The organism is Rhodanobacter sp. Root627, from assembly GCF_001427835.1.
GTDB lineage: Bacteria > Pseudomonadota > Gammaproteobacteria > Xanthomonadales > Rhodanobacteraceae > Rhodanobacter > Rhodanobacter ginsenosidimutans.
The window spans coordinates 1-23515 of the sequence record NZ_LMGW01000004.1 but is presented as its reverse complement, the minus strand read 5'-3'; the positions used below and the strand labels follow the sequence as shown (position 1 = coordinate 23515).

Sequence of the window (23515 nt, the reverse complement as noted above, 5' to 3'; positions counted from 1 at the left end):
CCATGACCGCTACCGCCGCTGTTCTCCCCGCCGCCGTTCCGCGCGCCACACCGACGCCCGAGCCGCGCGACGCGGCATCCAGCCCCGGCAAGTTCGATCAGCAACTCGACGCCGCCCGCCAGAAGCAGGCCTCGCCCGCTGACGACGGCAAGAAGGCGCCGTCCGGTGATCAGGCCGGCAAGACGGCGGACACGCCGCCTGCCGCGAGCGCGCAGGCGGCCGTACCCGCCAAGGCCGTCGCCGGCACCGCGGTCGAGACAACCGCGATCACCAAGGACATCGACGACGACGCGCCGGCCGATGGCGACACCCCGGCCGCGGCGCTGGCCAGTGCGATGCTGGCCCTGCTGGGGCCTGCCACCACCACCTTGCGACCGCCGCTTGCTGGCCTTGCCGACGCGAAGGTCGGTCTCGCCGGCAAGGCCGTGGCTGGCGACGCCGGCGCGGCGGCCCTGCTGAAATTGAACACGGCCGCCACCGGTACCGCCGCCAACGCGACCGCAGACATCACGGCCTTGCCGCCAGGTGCCGGGATCATGCTTGCCGCGGGCGAGGCCAGGCTCGCCGCCAGCGAGACCCGGCTCGCCGCCGTCGACAAACCCGGCGATGCGGCGACCCAGCCAGCCGCCGCGCTGACGTCGCACAGCACAGGCACCCAGGCGGCGCCGACGGTGCATCAATTGCAGATTCCCACACCCGCGGGCGGCCACGGCTTTGCCCAGGAGCTTGGCCAGCAAGTGGCCTGGCTGGGTGGGCAGGACGTCAAGCAGGCACGCATCCGGTTGAATCCGGAGGATTTGGGCCAGCTCGACATCAAGGTCAGCGTCAACCACGGTCGGGTCGACGTGGTGTTCAACGCGCAACACCCCGGTGCGGTGGCGGCCGTGCAGCAAAGCCTGCCGCAGCTCGACCAGATGCTGGGCCAGCACGGACTCTCGCTGGGCCACACTGAAGTCGGCCAGCACGACCGCGGCAGCCACAACGGTGGTGAACATCAAACCGCCGAAGGCGCCGGAATCGATGACGTCGGCGACATCCATGGCCTGGCGGCATCACCCGTTTCGGTCGGCTTGCTGGATGCGTTTGCCTGAGGCGGGAATGGAGAATAGGGAATAGGGAATCGCAAAGCAGCGCCCGCCACGGGCATGCATGTTCCTGTCCCACAGTTTTGTCGTCCCTGCGAATTCCCATCCCGGCACCAAAGCGTCACGTCAACCTGCCGCCAGGCGTCAAGAAAGCGCCACATCGCCCGCGCGTCTCCGCCAGATCCTAGCTGCCATGCGCTTTTCGCCGATGGCACACGGTTTGCTTCTGATGGGCATCGCCCGGTTGCACGGGCTTTCCCCTGAAACTGAGACCGAGGTTTTCCATGGCTGTAGCCGACGAAGGGCGGGTTGAGGCACCACCTGCACCGAAGAAGAAAAGTCCCCTCGCGATGATCATCGGCCTGGTGCTGCTGCTGTTGGCGCTTGGCGGTGGCGGCTTCGCCTACAAGACGATGCACGCCAAGGCCGAGGCCAAGAACGCCAAACCGGCGTCGAAGGCGGAGCTGTACCTGCCGCTCGATCCGCCGTTCGTGGTCAATTTTCGCGACGACGAGTCACTGCGTTATCTGCAGGTCGGGGTCACGCTGATGTCGCATGACGCCGATGCGCTGGCCGCGGCCAAGGCCGCCGACCCGGTGATCCGTGATGCGCTGGTGTCGCTTTTCAGCAGCCAGGAATACTCGATCATCAGCAATACCGCCGGTCGCGACAAGCTGCAGGCGCAGGCGCTGGCGGCGGTGCGCAAGATCGTGCAGGCGCGCCTGGGAAGGCCCGGCGTGGATGCGTTGTACTTCACCAGCTTCGTGATGCAGTGACCGGGACGCCGCGATGAGCGATCTGCTTTCCCAGGACGAAATCGACGCGTTGCTGGACGGCGTCGAAGGTGGCGATGTCACCACCGGCACCGACGAGCCGCTGCCGCCGGGCACCGTGCTTTCGTACGACTTCACCCAGCAGGACCGGCTGGTGCGCGGGCGCCTGCCCACGCTGGAAATGGTCAACGACCGTTTTGCGCGATTCTTCCGCACCGCGATCTTCAACGTGTTGCGCAAGACCTGCGAAGTGTCGGTGCTGGGCGTGAAGATGGTGAAGTTCACTGAGTACGTGCATGGCCTGGCCGTGCCCAGCAATTTGAACCTGGTGCGCATCAAGCCGCTGCGCGGCAGTGCGCTGGTGGTGTTCGAGCCGCGGCTGGTGTTCACCGTGATCGACAACTTCTTCGGCGGCGATGGCCGCTACCACGCGCGCATCGAAGGCCGCGATTTCACCGCCACCGAAAACCGCGTCATCCAGATCATGCTGACCGAGCTGTTCGGCGCGATGACCGAAGCGTGGGCACCGGTGCTGGGGCTGGATTTCGAATACATCAACTCCGAGATCAACCCGCAGTTCGCCAACATCGTCAGTCCCACCGAGACGGTGGTGGTGTCGCGCTTCCACGTCGAGCTCGATGGCGGTGGCGGCGAAATCCATCTCACCTTGCCGTACGCCATGGTCGAGCCGATCCGCACCTTGCTGGACGCCGGCGTGCAGAGCGATCGGGTCGATCGCGACGATCGCTGGGCCGAGTTCCTGCATGAGGAAGTGCTCGACGCCGAGGTGGCGCTGAGCTCTCTGCTGCTCGAAACGCGGCTCAGCATCGGCGAGTTCCTGCACCTGCGTCCGGGCGACGTCATCCCGATCCAGTTGCCCGAACTGACCACCGTCTATGCCGAGGACGTGCCGGTGTTCCGCGGCAGCTACGGCCAATCCAACGGCCGCAATGCGGTGCGTTTCCATACCCAGGCCGGGCGGCGCGAAAGGCGCATGTCCGGCGATCACCAGACAGAGAAGAAGCCAGCATGAACCAGTCCACCGAAGACAGCGCGGTTGCCGACCCGAGCGAACGCGTCCAGTTCGATTCCCTGCAGAACCTCCCCGGCGGCCTGGGCGAGGTCAACCTCGACATGATCCTGGATGTGCCGGTGACCCTGGCGATGGAAGTGGGGCGCACCCGCATCAGCATCCGCAACCTGCTGCAGCTCAACCAGGGCTCGGTGGTGGAACTGGATCGTGCCGCCGGCGAACCGCTGGATGTGTTCGTCAATGGCACCCTGGTGGCGCACGGAGAAGTGGTGGTGATCAACGAGAAGTTCGGCATCCGCCTGACCGACGTGATCAGCCCCGCCGAACGCGTGCGCAAACTGCGATGAATACCCTGGCCCTCATGCTGGCGGTCGCACCAGCCGCCGCCGAATTCGATCCCGCCAGCGAACTGGTGCGGGTGATCCTGAGCCTGTTCGGCATCATTGCGTTGATCGTTGTGGCCGGCTGGCTCACCCGCCGGTTGCAGCGTCGCCCCGGCATGGGTGGGCGCCGCATCCGCTGCGTGGAAACCTTCGCGGTGGGCGCGCGCGAGCGCCTGTTGCTGATCGATGCCGACGGCAAGCGCCTGCTGGTAAGCATGGGCGCAGGCGGTACCCGCACGCTGCACGTGTATGACGGCGACGCACCCGCGCAAAGCGAGCAGGATCCGATCAAGCCCCTGCCCAGTGCAAGCGATCTGCTGGCACGCTGGAAGCGCCGCTCATGAAGCGTTGGCGCTGGATCATCGCAGCACTGCTGGTGGTGCTGCCGCTGGGCGCGTGGGCGGTGACGCCGGGCATCCCGGTGTTGAACGTGCAGACCGCCGCCGACGGCGCCAAGAACTGGACGCTGTCGCTGCAGGTGCTTGCGCTGATGACGGCGCTGACGCTGTTGCCGGCGATCCTGCTGATGATGACGTCGTTCACTCGCATCATCATCGTGCTGGGTTTCCTGCGCCAGGCATTGGGCACGCAGTCCACGCCACCCAATCAGGTGCTGCTGGGGCTGGCGCTGTTCCTCACGTTGTTCGTGATGTCGCCGGTGCTGACCAAGGCCTACGACGAGGGTGTAAAGCCGTACATGGATGGCAACCTCAGCGCCGAGCTGGCGCTGCCGGCGGCCACCGCGCCGTTCAAGCACTTCATGCTGGACCAGACCCGCGACGCGGATCTGCAGTTGTTCACCCGGCTGGCCAAGGAAAAGCCCTACGCCAGCAAGGCCGACGTGCCGTTCAAGGTGGCGATGCCGGCCTTCCTCACCAGCGAGCTGAAGACGGCGTTCCAGATGGGCTTCCTGCTGTTCGTGCCGTTCTTGATCATCGATCTGGTGGTGGCCAGCGTGCTGATGTCGATGGGCATGATGATGGTTTCGCCCATGATCATCTCGCTGCCGTTCAAGATCATGCTGTTCGTGCTGGTCGATGGCTGGACGCTGCTGCTCGGCACGCTGGCGGGGAGCTTCTACACGTGACCGCGCAGGCTTCAGCCCCTGTAGGAGCGCACCCCGTGCGCGATGCTTTTGCTTGTGTCGCACCGATGACCTGTAGGAGCGACTTCAGTCGCGACGCTCTCTGGTCAAGCAAGAGCAAAAGCTCTCGATCGCCTTCGAGCGCCAACGGCGATCGAGAGCTCTCGCTCTTGCTCGACCAACCAAAAGCGTCGCGACTGAAGTCGCTCCTACAAAAATCCGGAGCAAGAGCATCGCGCACAGGGTGCGCTCCTACAGTGGTGCGCGCACCAGGAGCGAGCCATGACGCCTGAATCCATCATGGAGTTTGGCCAGCACGCGCTGTATGTGGCGATGCTGGTGGCTGCACCGTTGTTGCTGACTGCGCTGGCCGTGGGTCTGCTGATCGGCGTAATCCAGGCGGCCACGCAGATCAACGAGATGACCCTGAGCTTCATCCCCAAGCTGATTGCGATGGCGCTGGTGGCCTTGGTCACCGGGCCGTGGATGCTGCGGGTGCTGGTGCAGTTCACCAAGCAGCTGATCGAAAGCCTGCCGAGTGCGATCAGATGACAGGGCTGGATCTGGCGCAGCTGCCGGCCTGGATGGGTAGCCTGTTCTGGGCGTTGGCGCGGGTCAGCGGGCTGTGCCTGGTCGCGCCGGTTTTCAGCGCCACGGTGATCTCGGCGCGGATCCGGGTGGGCGTGGTGGTGGTGTTGACGCTGGTGCTGGCGCCGATGGCCTCGGCCACGATCGATCCGTTGAGCGCCGAAGGCGTGGCGACGATGGCGGGGCAGGTGTTGATCGGCGCGGCCATCGGTTTCGTGTTGAAGCTGGTGTTCGAGGCGGTGTCGCTGGGCGGGACCCTGATTGCGCAGAGCATGAGCCTGGGTTTCGCCGAAGTGGTGAACCCGCAGGCCGGCGGCAGCTCGCCGGTGTTGAGCCAGTTCTACCTGATACTGGTGACGCTGCTGTTTCTGGTGATGGACGGCCACTTGCGCTTGATTGCGCTGCTTGCCGACAGCTTTCATACCTTGCCGCCGGGCGTGCCGGCGATCAACGCCAATGGCCTGCACGCGGTGGCCAGTTTTGGCGCGGAGCTGTTTGCCGGCTCGGTGCGGGTGGCGTTGCCGGCGATGACGTCGCTGCTGGTGGTGAACATCGGTTTTGCGGCGATCAGCCGTGCGGCGCCGTCGATGAACCTGTTCGCGGTGGGTTTTCCGATCACCGTGTCGCTGGGCTTCGTTGCGTTGTGGTTGTCGCTGCGCAGCCTGCCCGGTGCGTTCGAGGCCTTGCAGGGCGACGCCTGGTCGCTGATGCGCAACCTCATAGGGAGCTGACGCCGTGGCTGACGACAGCGACCAGGAAAAAACCGAACAACCTACCGAAAAACGCCTTCGCGAATCCCGCGAAAAGGGCGAGGTTCCGCGATCGCGCGACCTGTCCGGCGCGATGGTGGTGCTGGCTGGCGTGGCGGCCCTGATGAGCAGCGGCCCCAGCGCGTACCTGCATGCGCAGCGGATTTTTTCGCTGGGGTTGCACTATTCGCGCGATGCGCTGTTTTCCGACGCGTTGCCCGGCCGCGCGCTGGTGGCGGCGATGCACGAGGCGATGGCGCTGTTCTGGCCGGTGGCGGCGGCGACGATGCTGGCCACGGTGGCGGCGCCCTTGTTGCTGGGCGGACTGAATTTCAGCGCCAAGGCGCTGGAGCCGAAGTTCGAGCGGCTCGACCCGATCAAGGGGCTGGGCAAGATTTTCGCCATGCGTGGCCTGGTGGAGCTGGGCAAGGCACTGCTGAAACTGTTGTTTATCGGCGCGGTGCTGGCCTTGCTGCTGCGCCACTGGCAGGGCGAGCTGCAGGCGACTGGCAGCGGTTCGGTGACGGCCGGCATTGCCCAGTCGATCAGCCTGATGGGCAGGGCCGCGCTGTGGTTCGGCTCGATGCTGGCGCTGATCGGCGGCATCGACGCTCTCTACCAGAAGTACGACCACAGCAAGAACCTGCGCATGACCAAGCAGGAAATCAAGGACGAGATGAAGGAGAGCGAGGGCAACCCCGAGATGAAGGGGCGCATCCGCCAGGTGCAGCAGGCGCAGGCGCGCCGCCGCATGATGGAAGACCTGCCCAAAGCCGACGTGGTGGTGGTCAACCCCACCCACTTCGCGGTGGCGCTGCGCTACGACGATGGCCACATGGGCGCGCCCCGGGTGATCGCCAAGGGCGTGGACGTGCTGGCCCAGCAAATCCGCCTGGTGGCGGGCTCCCATCACATTCCGATGGTCGAAGCGCCGCCGTTGGCACGCGCCTTGTATGCAACCACGGAAATAGGGCGGGAAATTCCTGCCGCCCTGTACGTGGCGGTGGCGCAGGTACTGGCCTACGTCTACCAGCTGAAGCAAGCAACGGCGCAGGGCGAGACACCGCCCGCGGCACCGGTCCCCGACGTCGATCCTGAACTGATGGGGCCTTATCGCGACACATGACGAGTCAAATCCATGACGGGTGCAGACGTACTAGGCAATTTCAAACACTTCGCCCGACGGGGAATTGGCGCACCAGTGATGATGCTGGTGATGCTGGCGATGCTGATGTTGCCGCTGCCGCCGTTCCTGCTCGACATGTTGTTCAGCTTCAATATCGCGCTGTCGCTGGTGATCCTGCTGGCGGTGGTCTACGTGATGCGGCCGCTGGAGTTCGCGGCGTTTCCCACCGTGGTGCTGATGGCGACCTTGCTGCGCCTGGCACTGAACATCGCCTCCACCCGCGTGGTGCTGCTGCACGGCCATGATGGCCCCGGCGCCGCCGGCAAGGTGATCGAGGCGTTCGGCGAGTTCGTCATCGGCGGCAACTTCGCCGTGGGCCTGGTGGTGTTCATCATCATCACCATCATCAACTTCGTGGTGGTGACCAAGGGCGCCACCCGCGTGTCGGAGGTGACCGCGCGGTTCACGTTGGACGCGATGCCCGGCAAGCAGATGGCGATCGACGCCGACTTGAACGCCGGCCTGCTGACCCAGGAACAGGCGCGCGATCGCCGCCAGGAAGTGCGCGAGGAGGCGGACTTCTACGGCTCGATGGACGGTGCCTCGAAATTCGTGCGCGGCGATGCCACCGCCGGCATCCTGATCCTGATCATCAACATCGTCGGTGGCTTCTTCGTCGGCGTGATGCAGCACGGCCTGTCGGCCGGTGAGGCCGCCTCCACCTACACCTTGCTGACCATCGGCGACGGCCTGGTGGCGCAGGTGCCGGCGCTGATGCTGTCGGTGGCCGCGGCGATCATCGTCACCCGCGTATCCAAGTCCCAGGACATGGGCAAGCAGGTGCTCAGCCAGGTGTTCGGCCAGCCGCGCGCGCTGGGCGTGGCCGCTGCGGTGCTGACCGTGATGGGCGTGATCCCCGGCATGCCGAACGTGGCCTTCCTGCTGCTGGGCGCGGCCTGCGCCGGTGCCGCGTGGCTGCTGCTGAAACGCGAGCGCGATAGCCGCGCCCAATTGGCCGAAGCCGTGGCCGAAGCGCCGCAGGCCACCGCGGCGCCCGAGCGTCTGGAACTGGGTTGGGAGGACGTGGCCAGCGTCGACCCGCTGGGCCTGGAGGTGGGCTACCGGTTGATTCCGCTGGTCGACACGCACCAGGGCGGCGAGCTGATGGGGCGGATCAAGTCCGTGCGCCGCAAGCTGTCGCAGGAGCTGGGCTTCCTGGTGCCGGCGGTGCATATCCGCGACAACCTGGATCTGGGCCCCAACGCTTATCGCATCACCCTGATGGGCGTGCCGATGGGCGAGTCGGAGGTGCACACCGAGCGCCTGATGGCAATCAACCCCGGCCAGGTGCACGGCACCCTGCAAGGCATCGCCACGCGGGACCCGGCGTTCGGCCTGGAAGCGGTGTGGATCGACAGCGGCCAGCGCGATCTGGCCCAGAGCTACGGCTACACCGTGGTCGACCCGGCCACCGTGATCGCCACCCATCTGTCGCATATCCTGCAAAACCACGCGCACGAATTGCTCAGCCACCAGGACGTGCAGCAGCTGCTGGACCGCCTGGCTGCCACCGCACCGAAACTGGTCGAGGACCTGGTGCCGAAGCGGCTGACCCTGGGCGCCGTGGTGAAGGTGCTGCAGAACCTGCTGGCCGAGCGCGTGCCGATCCGCAATATGCGCAGCATCGTCGAATCCTTGGCGGAACATGCCACTCATAGTCAGGATCCCGGCGTTCTGACCGCCGCCGTGCGCGTGGCGCTGGGTCGCCAGATCGTGCAGGAGATCACCGGCCTGGGCACCGAGGTGCCGGTGATCACGCTGGCGCCGGAGCTCGAACAGATCCTGATGAACTCGCTGTCCGGCGGCGGCGTGGCTGGCGCCGCGGTGGAACCGGGCCTGGCCGACCGCCTGCAGCAGAGCGTCGCTGACGCCGCTCGGCGCCAGGAAGTCACCGGCGAACCGGCCGTTTTGCTGGTTGCGCCACAGTTGCGGCCATGGCTCGCACGCTTTACCCGCCATGTGGCACAAAACCTGCACGTACTCGCTTACAACGAAGTGCCTGACAACCGCCGCGTGCGGCTGGTCCAGGCACTGGGTCAATAAGAACCGGGAGCAGGCATCGTGAATCGAGAATCTTCGGCAAGGAATGGCGGCATGCGGAAACAGGAACAGCCTCACCTCTCCGCGACGGGTCGCCACGCATCGGCTCTTGTCCATTCCCGATTCCCCATTCCCCATTCCCGTGTCCGGAGCACGCCATGAAGATCAAGCGTTTCGTTGCCAAGGACATGCGCCAGGCCATGCGCGAAGTGCGCGAGGAGCAGGGTCCCGATGCGGTGATCCTGTCCACTCGCCGGCTGGCCGAAGGCATCGAGGTCATCGCCGCCATCGACTACGACGAGGCCCTGATCCGCGAAGCCACGCGGCACAGTGTCATGCCGGCGCAGGAATCCGACGCCGTGCCCGCCGCAGTCATCCCCGAGACGGCACCGGTCGAAATGGCGCCGATCGCCGCTGTTGCCGCCGCACCGCGGCCGGTTGCGCCGCCGGTTCGTCCGCTCGCTGCGGTCAGCCCGGCTCCTTCCGCGATGCCGCCCCGGCCGTATCCGAGCCGCATGGAATCGCAGATCACGATGCCGCCGCTGGTGGCCGTGGATTCCGTCGCCGCCGCGCAGCAGGTGAACGACCGTACGGCGCAGGACACCGCCCGCCTTCGCGCCGAACTGGGCAGCATGCGCGAGATGCTGGAGATGCAGCTTTCCAGCCTGGCCTGGAACGACATGGACCGCCGCCAGCCGCAGCGCGCGCGGGTACTGCGCGAACTGACCCGGCTCGGCATCGAGGCCGACGTGGCGCGTGCGCTGGTTGCCGAACTTCCCGATCAATTGAGTGCCGAGCAGGCGCGCTACCTGCCGCTGGGCATGCTCAGCCGCAGCCTGGTGATCAGCGGTCGCGGCTTGTCCGACGCCGCCGGCGTGACCGCGCTGGTCGGCCCCACCGGCGTGGGCAAGACCACCACCATCGCCAAGCTGGCCGCGCGTGCCGTACTTCGCCATGGCGCCGACCAGGTGGCACTGATCAGCACCGACCATTACCGCATCGGCGCCGCCGCCCAACTCGAACATTACGGTCGGCTGCTCGGCGTGCGCGTGTATCCCGCGCATGACGTGGCCAGCCTGCGCAAGGTGCTCGGCCTGCTGCAGGGTCGCCAGACCGTGCTGGTGGATACTGCCGGCGTGGCCGGCAACGACCCGCGCATGGCCCAGCAGATGGACGTGCTTGCCGCCGCCGGCGGGCTGCGCGCCTGCCTGGTGCTGGCGGCGAATGCGCAGTCCGATGCGCTGGAACAAGCCATCCGCGCCTACGAACCGCTGGCGCCGCAGGCCTGCATCCTCACCAAGCTGGATGAGGCGCCCAGCCTCGGCGGCGCGCTGTCGGTGGTGATCCGCCACCGCTTGCCGCTCGACTACACCACCGATGGACAACGCGTGCCCGAGGACATTGCCGAGGCCAACGCGCGCACGCTGGTGTGTCGTGCCGCGCAATCGTTGAAAAGCAATGCGCCGGATGAGAGTCTGATGGCAGAACGGTTTGGCCTCGCGGTGGCCAGCGCATGAGTGGAGTATTTGCAATGGACCAGGCCTCCGGTCTGAAGAACCTGTTTTCCGCGATGGCAGGTGAACCCAATGGTCCGGCAGGCACGGGGCAGGGTGATGGCCTGCTCGAGATGCCGGGCAAGCCACGCCGGCGCTGCCGCGCCATCGCCGTCGCCGGTGGCAAGGGTGGCGTGGGCAAGAGCACCGTATCGGTGAACCTGGGCATGTCGCTGTCGATGGCCGGCCACGACGTGATGCTGCTGGATGCCGACATGGGCCTGGCCAATGTCGACGTGCTGCTCGGCCTCACGCCGTCGCGCCACATCGGCCACCTGCTCGATGGCGAGTGCGGGTTGGAAGACCTGATCCTGGAAGCGCCGCGCGGTTTGCGCGTGATTCCCGCCGGTTCCGGCGCACGCCGCCTGGCGCAGCTGGACAACGGCGAGCACGCGGCCGTCATCCGCGCGTTCGACGAACTGCCGCAGCCGCCGCAGTACCTGCTGGTCGACACCGCCGCTGGGCTGTCCGACAGTGTGGCGATGTTTGCCGCCGCCACCGACGACGTGATGCTGGTGGTGTGCGATGAGCCCGCTTCCCTCACTGACGCTTACGCCATGATCAAGGTGCTCAGCCGCGACTTCGGCGTGCGCCGTTTCCGCATGGTCGCCAACATGGTGCGCAACGAGGGCGAGGCGCGCCAGCTGCACCAGAAGCTTTCACGGGTGAGCGACCGTTTTCTCGACGTGGTGATCGATTTCACCGGGTGGGTGCCGCACGACGAGCGTCTGCGACAGGCCATCCGCCGCCAGTGCGCGGTGGTGGACCTGTGGCCGTCGAGCCGTTCGGCAATGGCATTCAAGCAATTGGCAGGTGCGGTCGATACATGGGCAGAACCCGAACGCGCTGGCCATGGCCGCATCGCCTTCTTTGGCGGTCAGCCTGTGTCGTCAACGGGGTGGTGAGATGAACGTGGCATCGGAGTATCTGCAACATTCCCGCGAAAGCGCCGACGAACTGGTACGTCGGCATGCACCGCTGGTGCGACGCATCGCCTATCACCTGATGGGGCGGTTGCCGACCAGCGTTGACGTGGGCGACTTGATCCAGGCGGGAATGATCGGTTTGCTGGAAGCATCACGCAATTACGCCCTCGACCGGGGCGCCAGCTTCGAGACGTATGCGGGCATCCGTATCCGTGGCGCCATGCTGGACGAGCTGCGGCGCACCGACTGGACCCCGCGCTCGGTGCATCGCAAGACCCGCGAAGTGGCCGAGGTGGTGCGCCAGATCGAGGCCGAAACCGGCACCGAGGCGGAGGACGCCGAAGTGATGAAGCGCCTGGGTATCGGCGCCGAGGAATACCACCAGGTACTGGCCGATGCGGCCTGCGCCCGGTTGCTGAGCCTCACCGCACCGGACGACGGCGAGGAGAGTGCCGCGCTCGACGTGGCCGACGAATCGGGCCTGAGCCCGGCGGACAGCATCGAACACCAGGGCATGCGCGATGCGCTAGCCGACGCGATCACGGGCTTGCCCGAGCGCGAGCAGCTGGTGATGTCGCTGTACTACGAGCAGGAATTGAACTTGAAGGAAATCGGCGCCGTGCTCGGCGTGAGCGAATCGCGCGTCTGCCAGATCCATGGCCAGGCGGTGATCCGGTTGCGCGCACGGCTGGGTGACTGGCGCGATTGAACACGCGATCAAGCGGGTACGACTGAACAAACGGCACCGGCGAACCAGGTCCGGTAGCTCGACCCGAAAAGCACAAACGGAGAACGTGGTTTGGACAAGAACATGAAAATCCTGGTGGTGGACGACTTCTCCACCATGCGGCGCATCGTCCGCAACCTGCTGGTCGAGCTGGGTTTCAGCAACCCGCTGATCCAGGAGGCCGACGATGGCGAGAACGCGCTGGTCATGTTGCGCAACCAGCCGTTCGACCTGGTCGTGACCGACTGGAACATGCCCAACATGACCGGCATCGACCTGTTGCGGGCGATCCGCGCCGAACCGGCCCTCAAGGGGCTGCCGGTGTTGATGGTCACCGCCGAGAACAACCGTGACCAGATCATCGCCGCCGCGCAGGCGGGCGTGAATGGCTACATCGTCAAGCCGTTCACCGCGGTCACCTTGAAAGAAAAACTCGGCAAGATCTTCGAACGGATCGCTGCCGCCGGAGCCAATGCATGAACGCCATCCTGCCGTTGTTGAACGCGGAGAACCTGCCGCCCGAACTGCGCGACCTGCTCAACAGCCCCGACGGCCCCGCCTTCGAACAGGCGCTGGACGTGATGGTGCGCGACCGCGAGAAGCGGCTGTTCCGCGCGCTGGGCCAGCTGGCCCGTGACCTGCACGGCGCGATGAGCCGGCTCGGTGGCGAGCTGGCCAACGAAGGCATTCCGGGCAGCGTCGCCGACGCGCGCAAGCACCTCAATGACGTGCTGGAAATGAGCGCCCAGGCCGCCCATCGCAGCATCGACTTCGCCGAACGCATGCGTCCGGCCGCCGAATCGCTGGCCCACAACGCGAATGAGGTGCTGTCCTTCACCGACAGCAAGAGCGACCCGGCCGCGGTGTTGGCGCATGAGGCCCGCGATTTCGCGGTCAGCTGCAGCGAGGGCCTGACCGACATGGTGATGGCGCAGTCGTGGCAGGACCTGTCCGGCCAGCGCATCAAGAAGGTCGTCAACTTCATCGAGAGCGTGGAATCGTCCCTGCTTGAACTGGTGCGCCTCACCGGTGCGCTGGCGGGCAGCGAGGCGCCGGCCAGCGTGGTCAAGGTATCCAGCCAGGACGACGCCGACCGCCTGCTCAGCGAATTCGGGTTTTAAGGTGCGCCAGCCGTGACCGCAGAGTTCGACAACGAGCTGCGCCAGGATTTTCTGGTCGAAGCCGGTGAGCTGGTACAGGCGCTGGGCGAGCAGTTGATCGGACTGGAAGCGAACCCGCACGACAGCGAGTTGCTGAATGCGGTGTTCCGCGCCTTCCATACGGTCAAGGGCGGCGCGGGTTTCCTGGCGATCGAGCCGATGGTGCATCTGTGCCACCACGCCGAGGACCTGCTCAACGGCGCCCGCAACGGTGCCGTGATTCTCGATGCACCGTTGATGGATGCGCTGCTCGAAGCGCTGGACCTGCTCAACGACATGATGGCCGCGCTGGGCGCCGACGCGCCGCTGGCGATGCCGCCACCGGCCTTGCTGCAACGATTGAACCGCGCCGCGCCCACGCCGGTCGCCGCACCGGCACCCGTCGCGGCCCCGATCGAGGCGAGCGGTGGCAACGCCGCCATCGACGACAGCGAGTTCGAGGCGCTGCTGGACAAGATGTATGGCAGCAACGCGCCCGGCACGGTCGAGCCGGCACCGGTCGCCGTCGCACCGGTCGCCGTCGCACCGGTCGTGTCCGCGCCTTCATCCGGTGGCGCCATCGACGATGACGAATTCGAAGCCTTGCTGGATGCCTTGCACGGTCAGGGCGGCCAGCCCGGCGCGGCGCCCGCATCGGCGCCACCCGTCGTCGCCGTGCCCGCCCCGGCACCCGCGGCCGTGCCTGCACCGGCACCCGCACCCGCGCGTCATGCTGCTACGGCGGAAACCACCGTGCGTGTCGATACCGCGCGGCTGGATGCGTTGGTCAATCGCGCCGGTGAACTGGTGCTGGTGCGCAACCGCCTGCTCAGCCTCGCGGCGAACAGCGCGGACGAGGCGCTGGTGATCGCCGCCAATGAACTCGATCGTGTCGCCGATGAATTGCAGACCGCCGTACTCGGCATGCGCATGCAGCCGGTGGGGCGACTGTTCCAGCGTTTTCCGCGCATCGTGCGCGACCTGGCGCGCCAGCTCGGCAAGAACGTGGAGCTGGTGCTGGAAGGCGAGGGCACCGACCTCGATCGCAGCCTGGTCGAAGCGCTGGCCGATCCTCTGATCCACCTGCTGCGCAACGCGCTCGACCATGGCGTCGAGACACCCGACGAACGCAAGCGCACCGGCAAGCCCGACAAGGCGCGCGTGTGCCTGTCCGCCAGCCAGCGCGGCGAACACATCGTGATTTCCGTCAGCGACGATGGCCGCGGCATGGATGCGAACGTGCTGCGCCGCAAAGCGATCGAGAAGGGCCTGATCAGTACCGACGAGGCGGCGCGGCTGTCCGATGTCGAGTGCTACGAGCTGGTGTTCCGCCCCGGTTTCAGCACCGCCGCGGTGGTGTCCGACATCTCCGGCCGCGGCGTGGGCATGGATGTGGTCAAGACCCGCGTGGCGGAACTGGGTGGCAGCTTGAAGGTGCAATCGCGCCTCGGCCACGGCAGCGAACTCGAACTGAGTGTGCCGCTGACGCTGGCGATCCTGCGCGTGCTGATGGTGCGCGTGGGCGAGCGCCTGCTGGCGCTGCCGATGGGCAACGTCGAGGAAGTTTTCGAATTGAGTGCCGGGCAGGACCGCATGCTCGACGGCCGCATGGTGGCCAACCACCGTGGCCGCGCCTTGCCGCTGGCCGACCTGGCCGGCTGGACCGGCTCGGCGACGACCGCCGGCCGTCACGTGGTGGTGCTGCACATCGGCCATCTAAGGCTGGGTTGCCTGGTGCATGCGGTGCTCGGTCGCGAGGATGTCATGGTCAAACCACTGGGCCCGCTGTTCGAGGACGTCCCCGGCGTAGCCGGTGCCACGGTGACCGGCGATGGCCGGTTGGCGCTGGTGCTGGACCTGGCCGGCCTCGCCGACGAACGTGGGCAATTACTCCCCTCATTGCGCGCGGTGGGTTGATACGACATGGATATGGTCAGCCTGATAGGCACAATTCTTGGCTTCGTCGTGATCATCCTCGGCACGGTGCTGAAGGGGTCCACGGTGGCGGCATTGTGGAACCCTGCGGCGTTCGTGATCGTGTTTTTCGGCACCCTCGCGGCGCTGCTGGTGCAGAACCAGGGCAAGGTGCTGAAACATGCGTTGAAGATGATGTCGATGGTGTACAAGCCGCCGCGGCATCAGCCCGGCGACCTGATCAGCCGCATCATCGGCTGGAGCGAAATATCGCGCCGGCAGGGTCTGCTGGGGCTGGAGCCGCAGATCGAGGCCGAGTCCGACAGCTTCATCAGCAAGGGCCTGCAACTGCTCGTCGACGGTGGTGAGCCGGAGGCGATCCGCAGCGTGCTCGAGGTCGACCTGCAGACGCGCGAGGCCGTCGACCTGGCCGGCGCCAAGGTATACGAGAACGCCGGCATCTATTCGCCCACGCTGGGCATCATCGGCGCGGTGATGGGCCTGATGGCGGTGATGCAGAACCTGGCCGACCCCAGCAAGCTGGGCCACGGCATTGCCGCGGCGTTCGTGGCCACGATCTACGGCGTGGCGCTGGCCAACATGTTCATGCTGCCGATGTCCGCGCGGCTGAAGAGCCTCATCAACAAGCAGTCGCAGATGCGCGAGATCCTCATCGAAGGCCTGGTGTCCATCGCCCAGGGCGACAACCCGCGGCAGATCGAGGCGCGGCTGCAGGGCTACCTGCCGTGAGAAGGAAGCACCACGAGGAGCACATGAATCACGAGGCGTGGGCGATCCCCTATGCCGACCTGATGACGCTGCTGCTGGCGTTCTTCGTGGTGATGTATGCCGTCTCGGTGGTCAACGAGGGCAAGTACCGGGTGATGTCCGAGTCGATCGTGGAGGCGTTCAACGGCTCCAGTCACGTGATCGCGCCGATGCCCTCGACCAAGGTGCGCCCGCACAATATCCAGCCGGCCATCGCGGCGCCCGCCGGCCAGCCCGGTTCGTCGATCGTGCCGATCGCCGTGCCCATTCCGCCCCATCCGGTGCCGATGCACGGCGAGGGTCGTGGCGCGCATGCGGGTTTCAAGCAGGCCACCGCGCAGGAAAACCTGAAGGACATCGCCGAGCAGGTGCAGAAGGCGTTGCAGCCGTTGATCGACAAGCAGCAGGTGGTGCTGCGTCGCACCGAGGACTGGCTGGAAATCGAGATCCGCACCGACATCCTGTTTCCCAGCGGCGTGGCCGAACTCGCGCCCTCGGCCAGCGCGATCCTGCGCAGCCTGTCGGGGATCCTCGCACCGTTCGCCAACCCGTTGCGGGTGGAGGGCTACACCGACGACGTGCCCATCCGCACCATGCTCTATCCGTCCAACTGGGAGCTGTCGGCGGCGCGTGCCGCCACCGTCGCGCGGCTGTTTTCCGAGCACGGCGTCAATCCCGACCGGCTGGGCATCATCGGCTGGGGCGAGGTGCGCCCGGCGGCCGACAACAGCACGCCGGAGGGGCGCAACCTCAACCGGCGCGTGCTGGTGGTGGTCTTGAGTGATCACAATGCGCCGAGCCGGTTCTACACCGATTCGCCCTCACTCGAAGCCGCCCACGCTGACGAGCCAAGCGTTGTCATGGCCGCCTCCGCGATACCCGGCGAGCTGCCCACGGCACGCGTCACCGCCGCCAGCGACGCGGCGGCCGACGGCGAAGTCCCCGCGGCGCAGGCCGCTGGCCCTACACTGCGCCAGGTGGTTGTTGCGACCGCCGTCGAAACCCCGTCCGCTGGAGGCGCCGCAGACACGGTGGTGCCGGCACCGACGGCGGCCGGGGTGCGGGTGCCCACGGCCAGCGCCGCCCCGATGGGCGGGGCACCGCGGCGCAATCCACCGGCTGCACCTCTTCATTGATGGCGTCCCGCAACGCTGGAGTACACGCATGAATGCCGTTGCCACCACGTCCGAACCGAACTCCGGGCATTGGCTGTCGTTCCAGATCGGCAGCCAGCTGTACGCAGCGCCGCTGGTCGAGGTGAGCGAGGTGATCCGGGCCGGTGAACTGACCCCGGTGCCCGGTTCCGCCCCCGATCTGCTGGGTATCCGGCATCTGCGCGGGCGCATCGTGCCGGTGCTCGATGGCCGCCTGCGGCTGGGCCTTCCCGCTTCGCCCGCCGCCGATCCGGCGCAAGTGCGCGTGGTGATGCTGTCGCACGGCAGCCATCAGGTTGGCCTGCGGGTCGATGAGGTGGGCGAATTGCTGAACACCGACGGCACCGAGATCGCACCGCCGCCGCCCGATCGCGCCAGCCGCCATGATGACCCGGTCAGCGGCATCCTCAACTGGCAGGGCGGCTTCGTGGCCCTGCTCGACGTGCGTCGCCTGTGCCGGCTCAGCGGGGAGAGCGATGATGCTGCTTGAGATCGCCGTCGTCGTACTGCTGGTGTTGGCGGTGATCCAGTGCGCGTTGCTGGTGCTGGCAAGGCGCGAGGTGCGCCAGTTGCAGCAGCGGCTTGAGCCCATGCGCCAGGACATCGCCACGCTGTCGCAACAGCTGGCGCACATCGGCCACACCGACGTGCCGACATCGATGCTGGTTACGGCGCTGGGCCGGATGGAGCGACGCATGGGCCTGCTGGAACAGAAGCAGCCCGTGGCGCCGCAAAGCACCGGCTCGTACGAATTGGCACAGCAACTGGCCCGGCAAGGCGCCGACGTCGACGAACTGGTGGCGCGCTGCGGCGTCACCCACGCCGAAGCCCTGCTGATCCGGCAAATGCAGACCGCTGGTCACTGAGGCAGGTCCCGCCGGTAGGAGCGCACCCTGTGCGCGAGCTCTTTGCGGGAATGGGGAATCGGGAATCGGGAATCGCAAGAGCATCGCGTACGAGGGGCTCCTGCAAAAGCCTATTCCTCGGCGGCGTCGTAGACCGCGGCGAGTACTGAAGCAGCAGAGGCGTAGAGCAGCGTCGGTACGTCGTCGCGCATGCGCAGGGCGGCCAGCAGGGCCGCGATCTGCGGGTCGTGGTGAACGGGCAGGCCCAGCATGCGGGCGCGGGCGAGCAGCGTTTCCAGCGATTCGGGCGGCATCGCCCTGGTTTCGCTCGCGCTGTTGCCCAGGCGCAGGCTGACCTTGCGCTGTGGCGGCGGCAACGGCGTGTTCATGCCGTGGCCTGCAGCAGCAGGGCGCTGTGCCGACCGGGTGGTTGCGGCATGCCCACCTGGCAACTGAGCTGATCCAGCAATACGCCGCAGGCGGCCAGGCGCTGCTTCAACGGCGTGAACTGGCGTTCCAGCTTCTGCGCGGTTTCCGCGTGCTCGGCCCACAGTCGTACCGACAGGCGCGGTTCGCGCAACTGCAGTTCGCCCTGCACCGGGCCCAGCGCCGGCAGGTCCAGCGCGAAGCCCAGGGTCCAGCCCTGGCTGCCTTCGGCGGCGTCGTTGACGAACTCCAGTTGCACCTGCAGCACGTCGCGGCCGTCCTTGCCCTCGAGCGGAATCTCGATCATCCAGGCGGGCAGCGGGCCGGCGTCCAGTTGCGCCACTTCCACCCGCGCCAGCGCGGCCTTGACGTCGCCGTGCAGCCGGTTGATCAGTGGCTCGACATCGTTGTCGACGGCAAGCTGCGGCAACGGCAGCCGGGGTTGTGCCTGGACGCCGCGTTGCAGCAGCGGCGGCGCGGTGTCGCTGCGGTTGGGTGCGGGCGGTGCGGCCGCGCGCTGGTCGAGCAGGCCGGCCAGGCGCAGCAAGGCACCTTTCCAGTCATCCTGGGCCAGCGCCGGATGGTTGCCCTGCGGTTGCGCCAGCCGCGATTCGAAGAACAGTCCGCTCTGGTTGATCGCCTCGCGCAGGCCTTCGCCGCGGGTAACGTCCGCCGGCGTGCGGACGGATTGTTCAAGCAAGGCCAGCGCCGTGCGCAAGGCCGGCGGCAACTGGCGCACCACGGGCCGCTGCGCCAGTGCGCCCAGCGTGGCCAGCAGCGGTGCGTAGCCATTCTGCTGTGGCAGCCGCTCGCGCAGCGCGCGCTGGACGGCGGGGTCGGCGGTCGGTTGGGATGACAATATTTCGAGCTGGGGCTGTGCCCCGAGGCTCAATACCCGTACCTGGAATTGCGGCGGCAGCTGGCCGCTCGGCACATCCGCCTGTACGGTCGCGGCGCCCACCTGCATCACCAGCAGCCCCTGCGGATCCACACCAAGCGGCCGCGCCGACAGCACGGTGCCGATGCGCCAGCTTTGCGCGGTGGTACCGGCGGCGGCGCCGGCCCATGTGAGCGCGGCAAGGCTGGTGGGCTGGATGATCAAGAGAAGTCCTGGCAGTGGCGGACGGCATTCGGATGGAGTCGTCTCGAAGGGCATCGGCCACCTCCGGGGAAACTTGAGCTCGATTTATTGTGACGGAGCGCACTCATTGGCGCTCAAGCGATCGCCGCCACCGCCGATAAGCCAAACATCGATACAGAAGAGCGGGCGGTTCGACATGGCTGGCAAGCGGACAAGGCAGAAAGGGCAGGGCGGCGCCGCCAATCCGGGTGCTCCCGAGGCGCCGGCGGTCGAGGTGGCAGACGAGGTTGCCGCGCCGTTGACCCTGGCACTGCCGGCGGATTTCCGCATCGCGGCCCAGGCCGCGTTCAAGCAGCAACTGATCGACGCGCTGGACCACGACGCCATCGTGCTGGACGGCGCTGCGGTGGAACGTGTGGATACCGCTGCGCTGCAGTTGCTGGTGGTGTTCCAGCGCGAGCTCGATGCACGCCAGCGCGCGCCCAGCTGGCAATCGGCCAGCACCGTCCTGACTGAAGCGGCCGAGGTGCTCGGCCTGACACAGACTTTGAAAATGCCAGCCCCCGAGCTGGCCTGAACCGAGGTAGCAGCATGGCAAAGATTCTCGCGGTAGACGATTCGGCTTCGATGCGCGGCATGGTGGCTTTCACCCTGCGTGGCGCCGGCCATGAAGTGGCCGAGGCCGAAAACGGCCAGCTGGCGCTGGACGTGGCGCGTGGCTCCAGCTTCGACCTGGTGCTGGCCGACGTGAACATGCCGGTGATGGACGGCATCGCGATGGTGCGCGAACTGCGTGCGATGGACGCCTACAAGGGCGTGCCGATCCTGATGCTGACCACCGAATCGCACACCGAGAAGAAGATGGAAGGCAAGGCCGCCGGTGCCACCGGCTGGCTGGTCAAGCCGTTCGATCCCGAACAGCTGCTGGCTACCGTCAAGCGCGTGCTGGGCTGAAACGATGAGTTCGGTCGACCTGACACAGTTCCACAAGACCTTTTTCGAGGAGAGTCTTGAAGGGCTCGACGCGATGGAAGCGGCGTTGCTGGCGCTGGATTCGGGCTCGACCGACGGCGAGCTGGTGCACACCATCTTTCGTGCCGCCCATTCCATCAAGGGTGGCGCCGCCACGTTCGGCTTCACCGACGTGGCGGCGTTCACCCACGTGGCCGAGTCGCTGCTGGAAGAGGTACGCAGCGAGCGCCGCGGCGTCGATGCCGAGTTGATCGACCTGCTGCTGCGCTCGGTCGATTGCCTGCGCGGCATGCTGGCGCGCTCGCGCGGTGGCCAGCCCGTGGCCAACGCCGAGAGCGAAGCCTTGCGCGGCGAGCTGGTGCGCCTGGTCAGTGGCGAGACTGCGGTGGCGGTGGTTGCCGCGGCGGCGCCCAAGGCGGTGGTCACCGGCTGGGATATCGACTTCTCCGCGCTGCCGCACCTGCTGCAGACGGGCAACGAGCCGCTGCGCGTATTCCGCGAGCTGCAACAGCTCGGTCGGCTCGAAGTGCTGCGTGCTTTCCTGGTCGATGGCGCACCGGCGCAACTGGCCGATTTCGATCCCACGACGTGCTACCTCGGCTGGCAGCTGCGCCTGCATGGCGACGTGGCCCGTGCCGACGTGGATGCCGTGTTCGACTGGCTCGACGGCGACTGCGTGCTGGCCATCAAGCCGCTGGATGCGGCGCCCGTGGCGGCAACCAGCGAAGCGTCGGCACCTGCCGCGCCCGCTGCCGCGCCAGTCCCGGCGGCGGCCACGAAGGGCGCGGTTCGCGATACGGCGGTGGCATCCAGCGAAGGCAGCTCGATCCGTGTGGGCATCGACAAGGTCGACGCCCTGATCAACATGATGGGCGAGCTGGTGATCACCCAGTCCATGCTCAGCGACATCGGCGAAAAGTTCGACATGTCGCAGCTGGAGCGCCTGCGCGAAGGCCTGGTGCAACTGGAGCGCAACACGCGCGAGTTGCAGGAAAGCGTGATGCGCATCCGCATGCTGTCGATCGCGTCGGTATTCAACCGCTTCCCGCGGCTGGTGCGCGATCTGGAGCGCAAGCTCGGCAAGCAGGTGCGGCTGGAACTGCACGGCGAAAACACCGAGCTGGACAAGACGGTGCTGGAGAAGATCGGCGATCCGCTGGTGCACCTGGTGCGCAACGCGATCGACCACGGCCTGGAATCGCCCGAGAAGCGCAAGGCCGCAGGCAAGTCCGAAACAGGCACACTGAAACTCAATGCGTACCACGAAGGCGGCAACATCGTGGTGCAGATCAGCGACGACGGCGCCGGACTCAACCATGCTGCCATCGTCGCCAAGGCGCAGCAGCGCGGCCTGATCGCCGCGGGGCAGGAGTTGAGCGATGCCGAGGTGGCGGAGCTGATTTTCCAGCCCGGCTTCTCCACCGCCGCGCAAGCCACCGACCTTTCCGGCCGCGGCGTCGGCATGGACGTGGTCCGCCGCAACGTGCGTGATCTGGGTGGCACCGTCGGCGTGCGCAGCGTCACTGGCAAGGGCAGCACTTTCACCATCGCCTTGCCGCTGACGTTGGCGATCATCGACGGCCTGGTCACCGCAGTGGGCGACGAACGCTACATCGTGCCGTTGATCTCCATCGTCGAATCGCTGCGCCTGAAGGCCGATACGGTGCGCAACATCGCCGGCGGTGGTGAGGTGTTCCTGTTCCGCGACGAGTACCTGCCGATGATGCGGCTGTACAAGGCATTCGGTTGCGCCGATGCCGTCAGCAGCATCGAGAACGGCATCGTGGTGGTGGTGGAAGAGGAAGGCCGTCGCGTGGGCCTGCTGGTGGACGACCTGCTCGGCCAGCAACAAGCGGTGGTGAAATCGCTGGAGGCGCATTACCAGCGCGTGCAGGGCATTTCCGGCGCCACCATCCTCAGCGATGGCTCGGTGGCGTTGATCGTGGATGTAAGTGGAGTAGTACGGCTCGGCCAGAGCCAGGGGCAGCGCCGGAAAGCAGCCTGACATTCAACCGGTGACGGCGGACGCGCGGGGAATACCCGTCACACCGCCGGAAACGTTTCCAGATACCCGGCGCATCGGCGCCGATACCGTCAGCAGGTCGCGATGCGGCCGGCTGGCACCTTCCTTCGCGTTATTTGCTGTTTCTGAGGTTCGTGTCATGTCGTTCCCGAAACGCTGGTCGTTCAACCGCCTGAGCCTCAATGCACGGGTGGTGCTCGTGGTCGTGGTGGTGATCGCGGGATTGATCGGCCTCACCGTGATGAATGCCTTCGAGAGTCGCGCGCTGCAGATGAACGGCCTGCAGAACACGCTGCGCAGCGAGGTGCAGACGGCGATTGCGGTGGCCACCAGCTTCCATGACCGGGCTGGCAAGGGCGAATTCAGCGAGGCGGAGGCGCAGCGCCTCGCGCTGGCCCAGATCCATCAGATGCGGTGGGACGACGGCGCGGGGTACGTGTTCGCGTTCGATGCCAACTATGTCCTGACCCTGCACCCGGTATGGCTGGACAAGCTGGGCAAGAGCGTTCGCGACGAAACCGACCCGCACGGCCATACGCTGTTCCAGTCGATGCATGACGCCGATCTGCGTGATGGCCACGGTGTCACCCGGTACGACTGGCTCAAGCCCAGTACCGGCAAAGTCGTTGGCAAGATCACCTACTCGCAGCTGTTCAAGCCCTGGGGCATGCACTTTGGTGCCGGCGCCTATTTCGACGATATCGACGCGCAGTTCCAGCACTCGTTGATGGTGAACCTGGCCAAGGCGGGCCTGGTGGCCTTGCTGGTGATCCTGCTGGTGTGGCTGTCGATGCGCAGCATCCGGCAGAGCATCGGTGGCGAGCCGGATTTCGCGGTGAAGATGGCCTCGCGCATCGCCGATGGCGACCTGGTCATCGACGATGAAAAGACCTTCGCCAGCGGCAGCCTGCTCGACGCGCTGGCGCGGATGCGGCTGCGGCTGACCACCATCGTGGGTGAAGTGCAGCACGGTTCGCAGGCAGTCAGCACGGCGGCGCACCAGATTGCCAAGGGCAACGACGACCTCAGCCAGCGCACGCAGGAGCAGGCGTCCAGCCTGGAAGAA

At 66.7% G+C, this 23515-nt stretch carries 26 protein-coding genes; 24 read left to right on the top strand and 2 right to left on the bottom strand.

The features are described 5' to 3' along the window. The first annotated feature begins 2 nt into the window (after positions 1 to 2). The 20 genes from ASD68_RS14835 (at position 3) to ASD68_RS14740 (ending at position 17968) form a co-directional block, all read left to right on the top strand. Positions 3 to 1091 carry a flagellar hook-length control protein FliK gene (locus ASD68_RS14835; RefSeq protein ID WP_056608138.1) on the top strand — a complete coding sequence of 363 codons (1089 nt, stop codon included), beginning with the start codon at positions 3 to 5 and terminating at the stop codon, positions 1089 to 1091. 278 nt (positions 1092 to 1369) lie between these two features. Next, entirely contained in the window at positions 1370 to 1861 is a 492-nt protein-coding gene (locus tag ASD68_RS14830; protein ID WP_056608135.1) for a flagellar basal body-associated FliL family protein, read from the top strand. Positions 1862 to 1874: 13 nt separating this feature from the next. After that, positions 1875 to 2891, top strand: coding sequence for a flagellar motor switch protein FliM (fliM, locus tag ASD68_RS14825; RefSeq protein WP_056085235.1), 1017 nt, complete (start codon positions 1875 to 1877; stop codon positions 2889 to 2891). Continuing rightward, positions 2888 to 3238, top strand: a complete 351-nt coding sequence (gene fliN / locus ASD68_RS14820; RefSeq protein WP_056085233.1) for a flagellar motor switch protein FliN — start codon at positions 2888 to 2890, stop codon at positions 3236 to 3238. The genes fliM and fliN overlap by 4 nt, the downstream gene beginning before the upstream one ends. After that, complete coding sequence (locus ASD68_RS14815) at positions 3235 to 3618, top strand: flagellar biosynthetic protein FliO (protein WP_082546093.1); 384 nt, start codon at positions 3235 to 3237, stop codon at positions 3616 to 3618. Before fliN ends, ASD68_RS14815 begins: the two co-directional genes overlap by 4 nt. Further along, entirely contained in the window at positions 3615 to 4361 is a 747-nt protein-coding gene (gene fliP, locus ASD68_RS14810) for a flagellar type III secretion system pore protein FliP (protein WP_007080071.1), read from the top strand. Before ASD68_RS14815 ends, fliP begins: the two co-directional genes overlap by 4 nt. A gap of 279 nt (positions 4362 to 4640) precedes the next feature. Next, positions 4641 to 4910 (top strand): flagellar biosynthesis protein FliQ, encoded by a 270-nt coding sequence (gene fliQ, locus ASD68_RS14805; protein ID WP_007080070.1) that lies wholly within the window; start codon positions 4641 to 4643, stop codon positions 4908 to 4910. Beyond that, the gene (fliR, locus tag ASD68_RS14800) at positions 4907 to 5677 is read left to right on the top strand and encodes a flagellar biosynthetic protein FliR (RefSeq protein WP_056085231.1); all 771 of its coding nucleotides are present in this window, start codon (positions 4907 to 4909) and stop codon (positions 5675 to 5677) included. Before fliQ ends, fliR begins: the two co-directional genes overlap by 4 nt. 4 nt (positions 5678 to 5681) lie before the next feature. Then, positions 5682 to 6821 carry a flagellar biosynthesis protein FlhB gene (flhB, locus tag ASD68_RS14795; protein WP_056085229.1) on the top strand — a complete coding sequence of 380 codons (1140 nt, stop codon included), beginning with the start codon at positions 5682 to 5684 and terminating at the stop codon, positions 6819 to 6821. Between the two features lie 12 nt (positions 6822 to 6833). After that, entirely contained in the window at positions 6834 to 8924 is a 2091-nt protein-coding gene (gene flhA, locus ASD68_RS14790) for a flagellar biosynthesis protein FlhA (protein WP_056608132.1), read from the top strand. A 155-nt stretch (positions 8925 to 9079) separates the two neighbouring features. Beyond that, positions 9080 to 10438: a flagellar biosynthesis protein FlhF gene (flhF, locus tag ASD68_RS14785; protein ID WP_056608130.1), complete on the top strand. Its 1359-nt coding sequence runs from the start codon at positions 9080 to 9082 to the stop codon at positions 10436 to 10438. 14 nt (positions 10439 to 10452) lie between these two features. After that, the gene (locus tag ASD68_RS14780; protein WP_056608128.1) at positions 10453 to 11379 is read left to right on the top strand and encodes a MinD/ParA family protein; all 927 of its coding nucleotides are present in this window, start codon (positions 10453 to 10455) and stop codon (positions 11377 to 11379) included. A 1-nt stretch (position 11380) separates the two neighbouring features. Next, the gene (locus ASD68_RS14775) at positions 11381 to 12109 is read left to right on the top strand and encodes an RNA polymerase sigma factor FliA (protein ID WP_007080064.1); all 729 of its coding nucleotides are present in this window, start codon (positions 11381 to 11383) and stop codon (positions 12107 to 12109) included. Between the two features lie 90 nt (positions 12110 to 12199). Next, positions 12200 to 12607, top strand: coding sequence for a chemotaxis response regulator CheY (locus ASD68_RS14770; protein WP_007080063.1), 408 nt, complete (start codon positions 12200 to 12202; stop codon positions 12605 to 12607). Continuing rightward, positions 12604 to 13248, top strand: a complete 645-nt coding sequence (locus ASD68_RS14765) for a protein phosphatase CheZ (RefSeq protein WP_056085221.1) — start codon at positions 12604 to 12606, stop codon at positions 13246 to 13248. The genes ASD68_RS14770 and ASD68_RS14765 overlap by 4 nt, the downstream gene beginning before the upstream one ends. 12 nt (positions 13249 to 13260) lie before the next feature. After that, the gene (locus ASD68_RS14760; RefSeq protein WP_056608126.1) at positions 13261 to 15183 is read left to right on the top strand and encodes a chemotaxis protein CheA; all 1923 of its coding nucleotides are present in this window, start codon (positions 13261 to 13263) and stop codon (positions 15181 to 15183) included. A gap of 6 nt (positions 15184 to 15189) precedes the next feature. Further along, positions 15190 to 15930 carry a flagellar motor protein gene (locus tag ASD68_RS14755; protein ID WP_056085217.1) on the top strand — a complete coding sequence of 247 codons (741 nt, stop codon included), beginning with the start codon at positions 15190 to 15192 and terminating at the stop codon, positions 15928 to 15930. Then, positions 15927 to 17084, top strand: a complete 1158-nt coding sequence (motD, locus tag ASD68_RS14750) for a flagellar motor protein MotD (RefSeq protein WP_200945422.1) — start codon at positions 15927 to 15929, stop codon at positions 17082 to 17084. Before ASD68_RS14755 ends, motD begins: the two co-directional genes overlap by 4 nt. A 28-nt stretch (positions 17085 to 17112) precedes the next feature. After that, positions 17113 to 17592, top strand: coding sequence for a chemotaxis protein CheW (locus ASD68_RS14745; protein WP_056085213.1), 480 nt, complete (start codon positions 17113 to 17115; stop codon positions 17590 to 17592). Then, positions 17582 to 17968: a DUF2802 domain-containing protein gene (locus ASD68_RS14740; RefSeq protein ID WP_056608709.1), complete on the top strand. Its 387-nt coding sequence runs from the start codon at positions 17582 to 17584 to the stop codon at positions 17966 to 17968. Before ASD68_RS14745 ends, ASD68_RS14740 begins: the two co-directional genes overlap by 11 nt. A 110-nt stretch (positions 17969 to 18078) precedes the next feature. On the opposite strand, the gene ASD68_RS14735 is transcribed toward ASD68_RS14740, so the two are convergent. Together ASD68_RS14735 and ASD68_RS14730 are read right to left on the bottom strand one after the other, a co-directional pair. Continuing rightward, positions 18079 to 18336 (bottom strand): hypothetical protein, encoded by a 258-nt coding sequence (locus ASD68_RS14735; RefSeq protein WP_056085211.1) that lies wholly within the window; start codon positions 18334 to 18336, stop codon positions 18079 to 18081. Further along, positions 18333 to 19475 carry a flagellar hook-length control protein FliK gene (locus ASD68_RS14730; protein WP_056608122.1) on the bottom strand — a complete coding sequence of 381 codons (1143 nt, stop codon included), beginning with the start codon at positions 19473 to 19475 and terminating at the stop codon, positions 18333 to 18335. The genes ASD68_RS14735 and ASD68_RS14730 overlap by 4 nt, the downstream gene beginning before the upstream one ends. Before the next feature lie 175 nt (positions 19476 to 19650). On the opposite strand from ASD68_RS14730, the gene ASD68_RS14725 reads away from it, so the two are divergent. The 4 genes from ASD68_RS14725 to ASD68_RS14710 all read left to right on the top strand — a co-directional run. After that, positions 19651 to 20031: an STAS domain-containing protein gene (locus ASD68_RS14725; protein ID WP_056085207.1), complete on the top strand. Its 381-nt coding sequence runs from the start codon at positions 19651 to 19653 to the stop codon at positions 20029 to 20031. Positions 20032 to 20045: 14 nt separating this feature from the next. Then, positions 20046 to 20408 (top strand): response regulator, encoded by a 363-nt coding sequence (locus ASD68_RS14720; RefSeq protein WP_007080053.1) that lies wholly within the window; start codon positions 20046 to 20048, stop codon positions 20406 to 20408. A gap of 4 nt (positions 20409 to 20412) precedes the next feature. Beyond that, entirely contained in the window at positions 20413 to 22431 is a 2019-nt protein-coding gene (locus ASD68_RS14715) for a chemotaxis protein CheA (protein ID WP_056608120.1), read from the top strand. Positions 22432 to 22588: 157 nt separating this feature from the next. Continuing rightward, on the top strand, positions 22589 to 23515 hold a 927-nt coding region (locus ASD68_RS14710), incomplete at its 3' end, for a cache domain-containing protein (protein WP_200945421.1).